Source organism: Alcanivorax hongdengensis A-11-3 (assembly GCF_000300995.1).
Lineage (GTDB): Bacteria > Pseudomonadota > Gammaproteobacteria > Pseudomonadales > Alcanivoracaceae > Alcanivorax > Alcanivorax hongdengensis.
In genome coordinates, this window is the sequence record NZ_AMRJ01000010.1 from 93032 (window position 1) to 108171 (window position 15140).

Genomic DNA, 15140 nt, shown 5'->3' on the forward strand with positions numbered 1-15140 from the left:
AAATGTTGTTTTGTATCTGGAACTGCACTGTTTTGTAATGCACTTGGATGGCGCATGATGGACGCCGGAAGCAAGTGACTGGAGCACAAGCAAAAAGGAGAGAGCAATGAGCCAGACAATTGTAATCACCGGTGCAAACCGGGGCATCGGGCTTGCCATGGCACGGTGCTGGGCGCAACGCGGGGATCGCGTGATTGCTGCCTGCCGACAGCCGTCACAGGCACTGGCAGACCTGGGTGTGGAGATTGTCGACGGCGTGGATGTGAGCCGCAGGGATGGCGTCACCAACCTGGAAGCGGCCCTGGGCAACACCCCGGTGGATGTGCTCTACAACAATGCCGGCATCATGCTCAGTGAAACCCTGGACCACATGGACCTGGAACAGATCGAGGAGCAGTTCCAGATCAATACCCTGGGGCCACTGCGCGTCACCCTGGCGTTGCTGGATAACCTCAAGAGCGGCAGCAAGGTGGGCCTGATGACCTCACGCATGGGCTCCATCGCCGATAATGGCTCCGGGGGCAAATACGGCTATCGGATCAGCAAGGCCGGCCTCAATGCCGCCGGCAAGTCCCTGGCCATCGATCTGTACGATCGTGGCATCGCCGTGGCCATTCTGCATCCGGGCTGGGTGAAGACCGACATGACCGGCAACAGCGGCCACCTGACCACGGACGAAGCCGCCGCCGGGCTGGTGCAGCGCATGGATGAACTGACCCTGGAAAACAGCGGCACCTTCTGGCACTCCGACGGCAGCGTGTTGCCCTGGTAATGGCTCAGGCAGGTATTAGAGCCGGTTCTAGTTTGCGGGCGGTTTCATACAGGGCGGTCAGCCCTCGTTCCCGAAAGCGCGGTTCGTACTCGAGGATGTCGCGGCGGGACAAGTCGCCGATGCGGTAGCGGTCCGCATAGAGAGCCCGGACCGTGTCGGCGTCCACGGAAAATGGCGGGCCGGGCATTTGCGCCTGGCAATAATCCAGTGTGATCAGTAACTGCGGGGCGGCGTCGGTGAGAGCCAGCAGATGGCGGGCATATTGCTGGCGTAATTCATCCGGCAGGGCGATCAGGGCGGCCCGGTCATAAATGCCGTCCACCTTGCCCAGGGTTGGCCCGTCGAGGGTGAAGATGTCGCCCTGGAATACCCGCAGTGCTCCCTGCTGATAAAGCCGGCCACCGGCCCAGTCGCTGACGCCGGGATCAAGCCCGAGCTGTTGGAACAGGGCCACCACCGCCTTGGCGGACAGCTCCACCCCGGTGACGGTAAACCCGCTTTCCAGCAGATAGCCGATATCCAGGGTCTTGCCGCACAGCGGCACCAGAAGGTGGCTGCCCGGCGCCCATTCCATGGCCGGCAGAAAACGGCTCAGCAAGGGGTGTACCCGGTCCAGATGGAAGCCGATCTCGTTACGTTGCCACTTGTCTTCCCAGAATCCTTTTTCCATGCCTGTGTTATCCCCGGCGCAGCTGGCGGTTGGTGGCCTCGATCAGGGCCCCGAAGTCAGGTTTGGCCATCACGGCCAGCAACAGGGAATAGACGCCGTTGATCAGCGCCAGCAGCAGATCGCCCTGCAGCAGGCTGAAGGCAATGACGGCCATGGCCACGGTATCCAGCACCCCCAGCAGCAGGAACATGCCGGTCTGCACCAGCTGCACGGCACAGGCCTGCTGTGCATCCGGCGTGGCCGGTGCGGGCTTGCCGGCCAGACCGCGACTGACCAGCGCCTGCGGATTGAGGATCACGCCCCGCAGGGAGCCGGCGCTGACCAGCATCAGGGCCATGGCACCGATGGCGCCAGTGCGCAGGGTCTCGGTGGGCAGCACCTGGCTGACCGCCTGGTAGTGACCGAAATGAATCAGACCGGCAATGGCCAGGCCGATGAGCATGGGTGCCGAAAGTACCGAGAACCAGAGCAGCGAGAGTCGCCGGGAAGCCGCGGGCATGGGAGATCCTGTGATGGAGTGGAAGAGCCCAGAAAATAGCAAAGCGCCGGCAGATAAAAAAGCGTTGCCTGTTTTGGCGAGAGGATAGGGCAGAGCATGTCGTTAGCCGAATTGGCCGGGAGGAAGACAGCAGGATTGCCCTTGCGTCTCAGACGGTGTCGGCTGAACCATATTCGGGCATAATGCCGGGTTGCCACGTTGCGGCCCGTCTTGTTTCCGGTCGCAGTGTTACTTTGTTATCTGGTAAGAGCCTGCCATGACCGAAACCTCCCCGCCCCGTTCTCTCCTGACGTACCTGTTGGGTGGCTTTTTTGCGTTGGTCCTGCTGACATTCCTGCTGCGCGGTTTTTTTCTCTGGAGTGCCCATGATGTTTTGCATGCGCTGAGTGCCCGTGAGGCGGTGTATGCGATTTTCTGGGGTGTGCGCTTTGATATGGCGGCGGCCGCCTTGCCGGTGACGCTGATTACGCTGGTCAGTTATGCCTTGGTAAGGGTGCTGGGCGTCCGGCGCTTGCCGCTCTGGCCGTTTGCCCTGTGTGCCGTCCTGTTTGTGCTCGCCCAGGTCAGTGACACCATCTACTTTCTGGAAGCCGGCCGCCATTCCGGCTATGAGATCTGGGCGCTGTTTTCCGAAGCATCCGGCCTGGCCTATACCGCCGTGTCTGACCATGGCTGGCTGGTGTTGAGCGCGGTACTGCTGTCGGCATTGATTGTCTGGCAAACCGGCGCGCGCTGGATGACCGTGAAGGTCGGATTCCCGGCCACCGAGCTCGGTGTAGTGGTGATGCTGGTGATTCTGGTAATCAGTGTTCGAGGCAGTATTGATGAGCGCCCCATGAAACCGTTGCGGGTGTTCAATGTGGGCAATGATGAAATGGCTGCGGTGGCAGAGAATCCCAATTACACCATTCTCTATACGCTTTATGCCGGCAATCAGTTGAATGCTGCTTATCTGGATTTTCCCTCCTTGCCGGCCCCGCTTTACCGGAGCACGGTGAAGCAAACCCTGATACGGGAAAATCATTCACTGGTGCCGCCGTCGCATCAGTACAACGTCATCCTTTTTGCCCTTGAGGGCTGGCAATCCTACTTCATGAATGACACGCGCCAGGGCGTGCCGGTGACACCGGAATTCGACAAGCTGGCCGCCTCGGGTTTTTCCACGGATGGGCTGATTGCGGAAGGCCATCGTACCGTGGAAGGTGTGTTCAGCCTGCTTTGCTCGTACGCCAACCCCCTGGGGAATGCCGTGGTGAAAAACCGGCTGGTCGACATGCACTATGAATGTTTGTCGAAAATTCTCACCGACCATGGCTGGAATACCGCCATGTTTCAGGGCATGCATACCGGCATGGTGGGTGATATGACAAAGAAACTGGGCCTGACCCATTCCTATGGCAAGAATGATATCGAGCAGATTCGCTATCCGGAGAATGGCTGGGGACTGGATGATAATGACCTTTACCATTTTATTCTGGAAAAGGCAGAGTCGGACAGTAAACCGTTTTTCTATGTCATCAATACCACCTCTACCCACGATGGCACGCTACCGGAAGCGGTGCCCTACATCTTTGGCGATAAAACCGCCGAGGATCGTATCGAAAGCGCCCTTCATTATGCGGACAAGGCACTGGGTGATTTTGTCAGGGCGTTGCGCAAGGTGGTGACCAGGCCGACCTTGCTGGTGATTACCTCTGACCATACCCGAGGTCCCCTGCCGGATCGCTTCAGCAATTATCACACGCCGTTTGCCATGCTGGTTCTCAATGGCCCGTCACCGCAAAGGCAGGTCCCTGCTCTGGCTTCGCAGCGGGATGTGGCCCCCACCATTCTTGCCTGGCTGGGCGGTCATGCCCCCTGGTTTACCGGGCAATCGTTATGGGATCTGCCGGCGGAGGATTATCGGGCCAGTTATTACACGGCGGGCATGTATGGCTGGTTTCATGGTGATCGTGTCGTGGAATTTCCATTGGCCCGGCCAGATGCCCTGAGCTGTTTCCGGTGGCGACACGATGAAGGGGCACTGCGAAACGAGACCTGTAACGGGGCGGACAAGCGTGAGCAGATTCGCGCGCGGGCCTATATGGAGTACTCACAGGGCTTGCTGTTTCATGGAAAGACCCGTGACTACGGGCAGGCCGCCACGCTGGAAAACCGGTCCCGTTGAATATCGGTCGGCGGGATCCGTGGTCCCGCCGGCATCCCGTCAATCGCGGAAATTGTTGAATTGCAGCGGGACTTCCAGGCTGGATTCGCGCAGTAGCGCCATCACCGCCTGCAGGTCGTCGCGCTTTTTGCCATTGACGCGCACCTGGTCGCCCTGGATTGATGCCTGCACCTTGAGCTTGCTGTCCTTGATCATTTTGACAATGGTCTTGGCGGTGGGTTGGTCGAGACCCTGCTGGAAGGTCAGTGGCAGGGAGAAGGTCTTGCCGCTGTGTTCCGGCTTTTCCGGCTTGTCCGCACCGGCGGCGCTGATGCCCTGTTTGACCGCGGCCTTGGCAAAAATGTCCTCCAGCTGCTGCACCTGAAAGTCGGATTCGCTTTTCAGGGTCACGGTCAGGCCGTTCTGCTCGATGCTGGCCTGCACACCACGAAAGTCGAAGCGGTTGCTCAGGTCACGGTTGGCATTGTCCACGGCATGGCGCAGGGACACTTCGTCGATTTCGGAGACGATGTCGAAAGAGGGCATGGCGCTCTGTCTCTTGCTAACGGGGAATGCCGCCAAGTATAGCGCCGGCGCCGGCAAAATGCGCCTTCCGCAACCCCCATCACATTCGGTGAAATTGGTACGTTTGAAGCATATAAGCCTGCCCGGTAGCGGAGTATGTTGATTCGGGTCGCACCCCGGGGGTGCGTACTCATCAACCCTGCCAGGAGGCAAAATAATGTCACTCAAGGAACGATTGTCGCCGGACAATTTAATGGAGTCGCTGCCCATTTCCCGGGATCTGCTGACCCGCCTGGGGCTGCTCGGCGCCCAGGTCACCCGCAAGATCGCCATCGACCAGGTCAGTGTCGATAACGGTACCCTGCATAACCTCAAGGTGGAAAAGGTCGCCCTGGGCAGTGCCAGCATTGGCAGCCTGAAGGTGGAGAACGGCTCGGCCAGCGTCAACAATGCCAACGCGGTACTCAATCAGGTGCGTAGCATTGTAGAGCTGGGTTTTCACCTGGACTGGCAAATCGACCTGGGCTGGATCGGTAGTTGGGACGGCAGCGAAGACATGGGCAGTCTGGATATCCCGGTGGATCTGGGCACCATCACGGTCCCGGATCTTGGGGATATCGACCTGCAGATTCCCAGTATCGACATTCCCGGTCTGGTGGCGCAGATGAAACCCATCGATCAGCTGGATCTGGGCAATCTGGACCTCAGCGGGGTACGGCTGGACAAGCTCAGCCTGCCCAGCGCGGGCCTGTCCATTACCGGCATGGGCGTGGGCGATCTGACGCTCAGTTCGGTGACCGTGCCGTCCGCGGACGGTGAAGCCATGCGCGTCAACCGTGCCGCGCCGACCGGGACGCTCAACCTGCCCGGTGCCAGCCTGGAAAACGTGGCGATCCCGGCGATTAACATGCCGGCAGCCACCAGTGGTTCCTTCAGTGCCGACGCCACCGCGTCGGACAAGTCTCTGGGTATTGATATCGGCCTTCTCAAGGTCAGCATCCGGGTCACCCCCACCGTGCATCTCGATGTGGGCAGCATGACGCTCAGTGATGCCCAGCTGGCCGCAGACCTGGGCAAGGTGTCACTGGACGACATCAGCCTGCCGGTGTCCCTGGAAGGCATTAGCGGCGGCGAACTGGGGCTCAACAGTATCAGTGTCAACAAGCTGACATTCTGACAAGGAGGAAAACATGTCACTCAGTCACAAGGAATTTGAAAAACGCTGGGAACAGGCTCATCGCAAGTCGCGCCCGCAGCAGAAAAAGTCGTCCATTGCGCCGGTGATTCACCTGTCGGTGATTTCCGTACTGGATAACTACATGAGCCAGCTGCACAAGGCGGTGGAAGGTCACGCACTGAGCAAGGAAGAGTGCGATGCGGTGTGTGAAAAAATCGCCGAGCTGAAACCCCTGGCCAAAAAGGCGGATGCCAAGGCGGCCAAGTACCTGAAGGTGTGAGTAAAAGAACCGGCCCACCGCTGAGGGTGGGCCGGTTTTTTATCGCCCGTTACTGTGACTCCAGCGTGATACTGAAATCAAAGTGCGCGGTGGATTGATGGTCGCCGGTGGTTGGCTTGGTATTCGGGTCCGGCAGGGTCGGGCTCGGCAGGCCGAAACCGTCCTTGGGCAGATTGGCAGGGCTCACCTGCCAAAGCCCGCCGGCCAGTGACAGCACCACCAGGTCGTTGGCTTCGCCCTGGGGCGCATCCAGGGTAAAGCTGATATCGAACGGCAGTGTCTGGTTCGCCTGGGTGCAACTGAGCGTAAACAGCCCCGGGGAACGGTAATTGCCATTGGCATCGCGCACGCCGGTGTTGCCGGTTTCCTGGTCGGGGACGAAAGGCGTGACCCCGCCCACATAGCGAATCAGGGTGGCGCTGATGGGAATCTGGGTGATTCGCCCGGCCAGCCCGGCACAGTCCAGCTCACCATGCACCCGGTAGTCCGTTTCCGCGGACAGGTCGATGTAGTACATGCCGCCCAGGCCCGCGGCCGTCCCGCCACCGGCACAAGCCACATCGCCATCCTGATGTTCCTCACAGCTGGTGTTCAGCTGGGCATCCAGGGACGCGGACAGGGTGCCATCGCCGGTGCTGGAATAGACCACCGTGCTGTCATTGCTGCCGTGCAGGTTGACGGTATCGCAGGAGGATTCTCCACCATTGGGCGGGGTATAGAGCACGCTCCGGGTGGAGGTATGGGTGTAATTCTGCTGGATGCGCTCGCTGCGTGTGTACCAGAGCAGGTTTTCCGGGGGAATCTGCGGCGGTTCGATCACGTTTTCGGAGGGCGTGGTGATTTCCTCTGATTGGGTGTCATTGTGGTTGTCCGGCGGGCAGCGAGTGTCGGCAGTGTTGCTGTAGGTGCCGTTGCCATCCAGTGAAATGGTGGCGCCCGGGTACCACAGTTTCTTGATGCAGCTGTCCGAGACCGTGTACTCGGCGGTGTCCTTCACGGACGGGTCCGCATCGGCCTTGACGGTGACTTGTACCGTGCCGGTCTGGCCCGGGGCCACCAGGGTGGCGGTCAGGCCGCTGGCATCAATGATCTGGCCGCCACTGGTGCTGAAGGTGACATCCTGGTTGTCTTCGGCGAAGCCGTTCAGCTGCGCGCTCAGTGACAGCCGGTTGCCGGGCAGCAGGCAGGCACTTTGTGGCGTCAGGCTGATGTCCCCTTCGGTATCGATGGTGACACTGTCACTGCGTTCGGTGCCTGCTGGCAGGGTGCGGCCCTGCCAGGTGAACGTCACAGAGGTGGGGTAGTTGTCCCGGTCATCCGGTGTCTTGAATTGCACATCATAGAAATCGCCATTGGCCGCGGCGGACTGTATCTGCCCCGGCCCGGTGGCCTGGGCCGCAAAGTTGGCCGCGTTCTTGCTGGCATTGGCGGCGGTGGCCGACAGGCTGGCCACCTCGCCCGGTTGCTGTACCCGGTAAAAGGAGGGCAGCAACGAGATGCGGATGGGTTTGACCGTTACCGGAAATTTTTCCAGGAAGATGCCTTCGTCGGCGAATTCGCCACTGTTGAGCTTGATCACCAGTTGCGAGGTGCCGATATCGATGCCGTGGTACTGGCGGTGGGAGTCCCGGGTCACGGTGGTGCCGAGGATCTTGGAGGTGGTCCAGGGTTCGTCGGTGACATCAATGGGGCCGTATTCCGGGGCGCGGATGCGCACGCAGGAGCCCTCGGTCAGTGAGTTGATGGCACTGGAGACGCCCTTGGAACCCAGGGTGCTGGCGGTGCCGATGCTGGCGCCCACCGGGCCCGGCACCATGCCGGCCAGGGTCACCAGACCATTGAGGAAGGTGGCGCCGAAATTGAAGCTCTTGCCCTTGGCTTTGACAAAGGCCAGATCCCAGAACGCCGGGTTGGCCGGGTCGCGGTCCTCGATCCAGCTCTGGTCCACCCGTCGCACTTCAAAGTCGGTGATGCTTTGTGGCTCCAGGGCCCGGCGCATGGCCTTCACTTCCGAGATCACCGACACGGTGGTGCCGGCGTAGCCGGCGGCCTGGCCGGTGTTCTTGTAGTTGACCAGCGAGGCATCCCCCAGCACCTGGCCACTGACCGAACCGTCGAACACATAGCCGGCGGCGGCGGATTTCATGCGTGCCGACAGCTCCGCCGCCCCGGATATGATCAGCTTGTCCGGGTCCACGGACTGCTCATCACAGCTGCCGTTGATCTTGACCCGGGTATGGGCGCGTTTAGTGGCGGCCTGGCTGGTCTGGCGCATGCCCACGGGCACGGTATCCAGTTCGTTGAGGGCATCGACCAGGTCGTCTTCCAGCCCCGAGGCCATCAGCAGCCGTTCCAGCAGTTTGTCCGGGTCGTCACTGGCCTGGGCCGCCAGGGCCTTGAGGCCGTCCGGACGGTCGCCGCTGACGTACTGCTTGACCACCCAGAAGGACAGGTCCTGTTGCGGCAGGGTGTCCGGGTCGGCATCGAGCAGCGTCTGCGGGTTGTAGCCGAGTACGGCCAGGGATTTGTCCACCCAGGTTTCCAGCCGCTGGCGCACGGTCCGGGTGTAGTCGTCCGGGGCCTGGGGCAGGGCATCAATGGTGAAGGCAAAGGCCGGGCAGTGTTGGTCGCCGTCGCCCAGTTCCATCATCACGTTGCCCCCTTCCGGATCACGGGTTGGCGCCAGGGGGGTGGTAAAGCGGATCGGGTCGCCCTCGTCACCGGCATTGAGAAACAGCGGATCGATGATCTGACCCGCGTCGCCGTCGGCGATCACCCGGATACTGGCTTCGCCGAAATCCGCGGGCAGCCCGGTGACTGTAATCACCGTGCCGGGGCTGCCATGGGTGGCGGACAGGGTCAGGCCGGGGCAATCGGTGCGGTGGCCCAGGGGGTTGGCCACCGCGGCTTTCAGCGGGTTGGCGTCGGCGGCGGGCGGACTGTCATTGCCGCCGTCTCCTCCTCCGCCACCACCGCCACCGCAGGCGGTCAGCAGCAGGGCAAGGCCGGCCCCGGTCAGCCAGTGATGATGGCGGGGATGGCGAATGTTGCGATCGGCAAAGCGCATGGACTCTCTCCTTGATAATGCAGACGGGCTGGTCGCCCCGATTCCCTTAATTCAAGGCTACGCTTGCGACGTTGGCAGCGGCATCCTGCGCTTGAGGGGGCCAGGGGGGTTCCAACCCCCCTGAATGAGGGGGCTGACTTTGCAGGGCGGCCCGGACTGGCTATGGTCGGGGTAGGCAAGCCTTTGCAGCGAAAGGGAGAAATGGCGGTGAGTTTTCAGCCCGATGTGCATCTCAACCTCAATGTCCGCGGCCTGGGGCTGTCTGCCACCCTGGCCATCAACGAGCGCAGCAATGCACTGCGCCAGCAGGGGCGAGAGGTGTTCAAGTTCGGGCTGGGGCAGTCGCCGTTTCCGGTGCCGGCACCGGTAGTGGCGGCCTTGCGAGAGCATGCTGAAGAAAAGGACTATCTGCCGGTAATGGGGCTGCCGGCCCTGCGCGAAGCCATCGCCGGTTATCTCGACCGCGAGCACGATGTGGCCTTCCGGCCCCAAGACATCATGATCGGCCCCGGCTCCAAGGAACTGATGTTCATTCTTCAGCTGGTCTACTACGGCGACCTGGTCATTCCCACCCCCAGCTGGGTGTCCTATGCGCCCCAGGCCAGTATCATCGGCCGGCGGGTGCACTGGCTGCCTACCCACCGGGCCAATCACTGGAAGCTGACGGCGGAGAGTCTTGATGCGCTCTGCCAGCGTGACCCGGGTCGTCCCCGTCTGGTGATCCTCAACTACCCGGCCAACCCCCATGGCTATACCTTCACCGGTGACGAGTTGCAGGATATTGCCCGGGTGGCCCGTTACCACCGGCTGATCCTGCTCAGTGACGAAATTTACGGGCAGCTGCAATTCGATGGCCGGCACCGTTCCATTGCCCGCTATTACCCGGAGGGCACCATCATCAGCGATGGCCTGAGCAAATGGTGTGGCGCCGGTGGCTGGCGGCTGGGGGCGTTTGCCTTCCCGCAGAATCTGTCCTGGTTGCGTGATGCCATGGCCACGGTGGCCAGTGAAACCTATACCTCGGTGGCGGCGCCGATTCAGTATGCGGCGGTGACCGGCTTTCAGGGCGGCGGCCAGATGGACAGCTATCTGCAGCGGGCGCGGGCCATCCTGCAGGGGCTGGCCCGTTACCAGGTGGAGCTCTATCAGCGGGCCGGGTTGCAGTTGGCCATGCCGGACGGCGCCTTCTACCTGTTTCCGGATTTCACGCCGCTGGAAGACCGGCTCCGGGCGCGGGGGATTGAGGACAGTGTCACCCTGTGCGAAACCCTGCTGGAAGAGACCGGCGTGGCCACCTTGCCCGGTGAGGCCTTTGGCCGCCCGGCCGGGGAGTTGAGCCTGCGCCAGGCGCTGGTGGATTTTGACGGGCAACAGGCGCTGGACCATGCCGACCAGGGCGTGGACGAGACGTTTTTGCGGCAATACTGCGGCCGTTGTGTGCAGGCCATGGAGCGAATGGTCGACTGGCTGGGCTAGCGCCGCCGGTCTGGCCGGCGGCGGGCCGGATCAGAAGGCGAGCACAAAGTCGGTGGTGAAGGCCCAGCCGTTGGCACCCACGGAGAAGGGCACACTGCTGTAACCCACCGGAGAGTCCTTCAGGTAAAGCCCCTGGACTTCCACGCGCATTTCCTTGCGTTTGAACGGGAACCAGTTGATGCCCACGCTCACGTCACAGGGGTTGCCGTATTCGCCGTTGATTTTGGAATACTCCAGATAGGCCTGCAGGGTTTTCGGGATCACCATGTGCGAGCCCTGCACCTGGAACCCCTTGTCATTGAGTTCATCCACCGGCAGCGGACCGTTGGCGGAAAAGTTGTCTACCCAGCGCTGATAGAACTCCGCTTCCAGATACCAGCCCCGGTACTTCAGGCCGGCGTTGGCGGCGGCCATCTGGTAGGTGGCGCGGTTGATCTGGGTGCCATTACCAAACGGATCGGCGCTGAAGATCAGGGTGCCGTCGGACAGACGAATCTGTGAGTTTTCGAAGGTGTTGGTGCCCGGCTGGGCCTGGGCATCTTCGCGGCTGTGGGTGAAATGCAAGCCCAAGCGGGTGGCCATCTGCTCGTGGAACTCGTAGTCACCGAAACCTTCGCCGGGGCCGAATTCGCCGGTGGTGGGCATCCACCACAGGGCCGCGGCCACGGTGTTGAAGCCGTCATCCAGCTGTGCCCCGTCGACGCCCAGCTGGCTCAGATTGTTGCCGATCATGGCGCGGTACTGCACCCCCGGCGCCAGCTCGCCCTCGGCCCAGAACCCGGAGGTATAGGAGCCGCGGAAGTATTCGTCAGCAATGCTGCGGTGGTCGTTCTTCAACCAGTTGGGAAAGGTGTTGTTGGTAGTGCGGGTGGTGGGCAGGGCGCCGATACCACCATAGACCGTCAGTGCCTTGCTGAAGGTATAACCCAGGTTGCCGCCCACCACTACCTGGGCCGGGTCGCCCTGACTGGTGTTGGACGTCCAGGTGTAGAACAGGTAATGGAATTTGGGGTCGAAGATCCAGCCCTTGAAGCTGATGTTGACCTTCTGGAACTGGACATCGTTGCGGATATCCATGTCCTTGCTGTTGCCAAAGGAATCAGTGTAACTGTCGTCGAAGTCCTGCTGATTCAGATAGCGCACGTAGCTGAAAACGCCGAAGTTCACTTCGCCCTGATCAGAGCTGAACAGGTTGAACCCCTTGCCCGGGCGATAGCCCTTGCTGACGCCGGGCATGGGCGTGGATCGCGATGCCGCATCTTCACCGTAGAGTTCGGTTTCCAGCTGATAGATGCGTTGATCAAATGCCTTGCTCTGTTCGGACAGATCCTGGCGCATCTGCTTCAGCTCCTGTAGCTGTTTTTCCACATCGGCATGGCCAGGGGCGCCACGGCTACCTTCCGCCAGGCACAACGTGGGGGCAAGCAGGGCAGCGCACAGCGCCGCCCCGCTCCGGGTCCTTATCTTCATGGGCAAGCTCCTTGGTTCCCTGTCAATCAGCTGGACGTCTTGTTGTTGTCAGCGGGGCAGACATTGGGGGCGTGGTAATCCAGATTCATCAGCCGGAAGTAGTTGGCCCCCAGAGCGATGTTCCGGAATGCCTCATCATTCAGAACGCGCAGCACGCGACTGGTGACTTCCAGTTCCTTGCCGTATTCATCGTCGGGCTTGCTGGCCGAGGCGACGAAATCCGTACCTGGCAGAATGCGAGTGGAGTAGGCATTGAGGAAGGGTACATAGATGCTGCCCCACTGGTGGTACTCGTTGTAGAGCACGTCCCAGGAGATATCCAGCATCAGGTTGGGGTACTGATCGAGCAGGCGTTTGAGGATGGCCACGTGCTGGGCCGGGTCCATGGTGCCCAGCTCCTTGGAGAGCCCCATGTGCGCCCAGACGATCTTGTTGTCCGGGTATGTTTCCAGAATGTGTTCCATCAGCGGCAGGAACTGGGTGGGGTGGGCATCATTGCCCAGGTCGGAATGGAGGGTCACCGGAATGCCCCGGTCGCGCAGTACCTTCATGAAGGGCGCCCACTGATCGATGCTCGCCAGGGTGGCCGGTTCCGCCTTGTTTTTCAGTAGCGCCTGTTTCATCACGTTGAGCTCGCCGCTCCAGGCGAACATGCCGGGGAACTCCTTGTCATACAGCGCGATGGTTTTGACGATGTCGTCCGGGTGGGCCAGGTCCATGAAGGTCATGGACAGGGTGATGTGCAGATCATCCGGCGGATAGGCCACGGTCTGCATGCCATTGACGACATCGTTCTTGATGCTGGGTTTGGCAGCGACGCCGGGGCAGTCCAGGTAATAGCTGCAGCCGGAATCCAGCTCCAGGATCTGGCCGATACCGAAGTAGTTAACAAAGCGAATGCCGTTGTCTTGCAGCATGGCATGGAGTTTTTGCGGTGGGATCGGCGCGCCACCAAAAGGCCGCGGGTGCATGTGGGCATCCACCAGCGGCGTGTAGGGTTCCCTGTCTCGGTCGTAGCAGGCTTGCTGGTCGCTGGGCTGGGCCAGGGATTCCAGTGTACGTTCGTTGTGGGCGCGAACATCGGGCGTGCCGGACAGGGACGCACAGCCGGCCATCAGGGCGAGGAGGGGCAGAGCCGCAAGGGTGTGTTTATGACGGGAAAAAGACGAACTGAACGATGAAACAGCCCTGCCGAGACGATCCGTATCCATGGCGTCGTTCCTTCAGTTTTGTCGTAATGGCCCGATCCTGTTAGCCACTCCCTCCGGTATACAGGCCCGAATGGTTTATTCGATAGTAGGGCAAAACCCCTGCCCCCTCCAGTACGCCAGTGCACGGTAATGGCCCGCAATGTGACGGGGTGCTGAAAATCAAAAAAACCGGCAAGGCATAAGTAAATAATGCAGAGAAACATGTTCTTGATAACTGTTTCTTGTCACCAAAAAAACGGTCTGCGGTGGTGTTTTTCGTCAGGTTTGCCGGCGGCGGCACATGGTCACGCCGACAGGGCCGTGAAACACTCTGTCCCCTGACATTCCATGGGTCTGATAACAACAGGGAGGCCAGTGATGGGTGCGGTTCTGGAAAAAGAAAATGTTACCGGTGCCAGCGATTGGGCAGCCAGGGCGGTCGAACGTCAACGCCGTTACTTCGAATCCGGCGAAACGCGCAGTTATGCATTCCGCATTGCGCAGCTGAAAAAACTCAAGGATGCGGTGGTTCGCTATCAGGGCGAGATTCAGGATGCCCTGAAAGCCGACATCGGTCGCCCGCCGTTCGAGGCCTATATCGAGATCAGCACCGCCATCGAGGATCTCAAGCACACCATCAAACACCTGAAGGGCTGGATGAAACCCAGGAAGGTGTCCACCTCCATGTGGGCCCAGCCCGGTCGCAGCCGCATCGAATCCACCCCCCAGGGGGTGACTTTCCTGCTGGGCCCGTACAACTACCCCTTCCTGTTGCTGGTGCAGCCGCTGATCGGTGCCATTGCCGCCGGCAACACGGCGGTACTCAAGCCGTCGTCATTGAATCCCACCGTGGCGGATGTGGTGGAAAAGATGATGAGGGAGTGCTTTGCCGACGACTACGTGAGTGTCTTCAAGGGCAGCACCGACGTGACCAATGCCCTGCTGGAGCAGCGTTTTGATCATATCTTCTTTACCGGCAGCCCGCGGGTGGGGCGTATCATCATGGCGGCGGCAGCCAAGCATCTGACCAAGGTGACCCTGGAGCTGGGCGGCAAGAGCCCCACCATCGTGCACAAGGATGCCAACCTGAAAGTGGCGGCCCGCCGCATTCTGGCCGGCAAGATGCTCAACGTGGGCCAGACCTGTGTGGCACCGGATCATATCCATGTGCACCAGGACATCCGCGATGCCTTCGAGCAGCAGATGATCGCCACCATCAAGGAATTCTACGGTGACGATCCGAGCAAGAGCCCGGATCTGGGCCGCATGATCAATGACCGTCACTTCCAGCGGGTGGCCGGCCTGATCGACAAGGCCAAGGTGCTTGTCGGTGGTCAGACCGACGCTGGCCAGCGCTACATCGCGCCAACCCTGCTCAAGGATGTGAGCATGGATGATGCGGTCATGCAGGAAGAAATTTTCGGCCCGGTACTGCCCATGCTCACCTACGCCTCCATGGAGGAGCTGATCGGCAACCTGAAAAAACTGCCGGAATACCCGCTGGCGCTTTACCTGTTCACCGCCAGTGAAGCGGTGGAAAAACAGGTGCTGGCCAACACCCAGTTTGGTGGTGGCTGCATCAACAATACCGTGATGCAGGTGGCCAACCCCAATCTGCCCTTCGGCGGCGTGGGCGAGAGTGGCATGGGCGCCTATCACGGCCGCAACTCCTTTGATGTGTTCTCGCACCAGCGCAGCATTCTCAAGGCCACTACCTTGTTCGATATCAAGTTCCGCTATGCGCCCTACAAGGACAAGGTCAACCTGATGAAGAAGCTGATAAAATAGCCGTTGTCCTCGTCTGAGAGTAAAGCCCGGCCCTGAGCCGGGCTTTTTTAGGTTCATCGCGGATTAGGGGGAAATCGGCC

Annotated in this window: 12 protein-coding genes; 6 read left to right on the forward strand and 6 right to left on the reverse strand. The window is 60.7% G+C overall.

The window, feature by feature from the left end:
• The first annotated feature begins 106 nt into the window (after positions 1-106).
• Positions 107-772: an SDR family oxidoreductase gene (locus A11A3_RS08210; RefSeq protein ID WP_008928819.1), complete on the forward strand. Its 666-nt coding sequence runs from the start codon at positions 107-109 to the stop codon at positions 770-772.
• 4 nt (positions 773-776) lie between these two features.
• Here the strand turns inward: A11A3_RS08210 and tmpT are convergent, their stop codons facing one another.
• Both tmpT and A11A3_RS08220 read right to left on the reverse strand, forming a co-directional pair.
• Positions 777-1442 (reverse strand): thiopurine S-methyltransferase, encoded by a 666-nt coding sequence (gene tmpT, locus A11A3_RS08215; RefSeq protein ID WP_008928820.1) that lies wholly within the window; start codon positions 1440-1442, stop codon positions 777-779.
• Positions 1443-1449: 7 nt separating this feature from the next.
• A complete protein-coding gene (locus tag A11A3_RS08220; RefSeq protein WP_008928821.1) occupies positions 1450-1941 on the reverse strand; it encodes a hypothetical protein in 492 nt (163 codons plus the stop codon).
• Positions 1942-2197: 256 nt separating this feature from the next.
• Here A11A3_RS08220 and A11A3_RS08225 point away from each other — a divergent pair, with 256 nt between their 5' ends.
• A complete protein-coding gene (locus tag A11A3_RS08225) occupies positions 2198-4108 on the forward strand; it encodes an LTA synthase family protein (protein ID WP_008928822.1) in 1911 nt (636 codons plus the stop codon).
• 39 nt (positions 4109-4147) lie between these two features.
• Here the strand turns inward: A11A3_RS08225 and A11A3_RS08230 are convergent, their stop codons facing one another.
• Positions 4148-4633, reverse strand: a complete 486-nt coding sequence (locus A11A3_RS08230) for a YajQ family cyclic di-GMP-binding protein (RefSeq protein ID WP_008928823.1) — start codon at positions 4631-4633, stop codon at positions 4148-4150.
• Between the two features lie 196 nt (positions 4634-4829).
• Between A11A3_RS08230 and A11A3_RS08235 the strand changes: the two genes are divergently transcribed.
• Together A11A3_RS08235 and A11A3_RS08240 are read left to right on the forward strand one after the other, a co-directional pair.
• Positions 4830-5789: a hypothetical protein gene (locus tag A11A3_RS08235; RefSeq protein WP_008928824.1), complete on the forward strand. Its 960-nt coding sequence runs from the start codon at positions 4830-4832 to the stop codon at positions 5787-5789.
• Positions 5790-5802: 13 nt separating this feature from the next.
• Complete coding sequence (locus A11A3_RS08240; protein WP_008928825.1) at positions 5803-6069, forward strand: hypothetical protein; 267 nt, start codon at positions 5803-5805, stop codon at positions 6067-6069.
• Between the two features lie 49 nt (positions 6070-6118).
• On the opposite strand, the gene A11A3_RS08245 is transcribed toward A11A3_RS08240, so the two are convergent.
• Positions 6119-9136, reverse strand: coding sequence for a COG1361 family protein (locus A11A3_RS08245; protein ID WP_008928826.1), 3018 nt, complete (start codon positions 9134-9136; stop codon positions 6119-6121).
• Positions 9137-9337: 201 nt separating this feature from the next.
• On the opposite strand from A11A3_RS08245, the gene A11A3_RS08250 reads away from it, so the two are divergent.
• Positions 9338-10612 carry a pyridoxal phosphate-dependent aminotransferase gene (locus A11A3_RS08250; protein WP_008928827.1) on the forward strand — a complete coding sequence of 425 codons (1275 nt, stop codon included), beginning with the start codon at positions 9338-9340 and terminating at the stop codon, positions 10610-10612.
• A 30-nt stretch (positions 10613-10642) separates the two neighbouring features.
• Here the strand turns inward: A11A3_RS08250 and A11A3_RS08255 are convergent, their stop codons facing one another.
• Both A11A3_RS08255 and A11A3_RS08260 read right to left on the reverse strand, forming a co-directional pair.
• On the reverse strand, positions 10643-12082 hold the full coding sequence (locus A11A3_RS08255) for a hypothetical protein (protein WP_008928828.1): 1440 nt from the start codon (positions 12080-12082) through the stop codon (positions 10643-10645).
• A gap of 26 nt (positions 12083-12108) precedes the next feature.
• Entirely contained in the window at positions 12109-13293 is a 1185-nt protein-coding gene (locus A11A3_RS08260; RefSeq protein ID WP_008928829.1) for an amidohydrolase family protein, read from the reverse strand.
• Positions 13294-13650: 357 nt separating this feature from the next.
• Between A11A3_RS08260 and A11A3_RS08265 the strand changes: the two genes are divergently transcribed.
• On the forward strand, positions 13651-15060 hold the full coding sequence (locus tag A11A3_RS08265; RefSeq protein ID WP_008928830.1) for an aldehyde dehydrogenase: 1410 nt from the start codon (positions 13651-13653) through the stop codon (positions 15058-15060).
• The last annotated feature ends 80 nt before the right edge of the window (positions 15061-15140 follow it).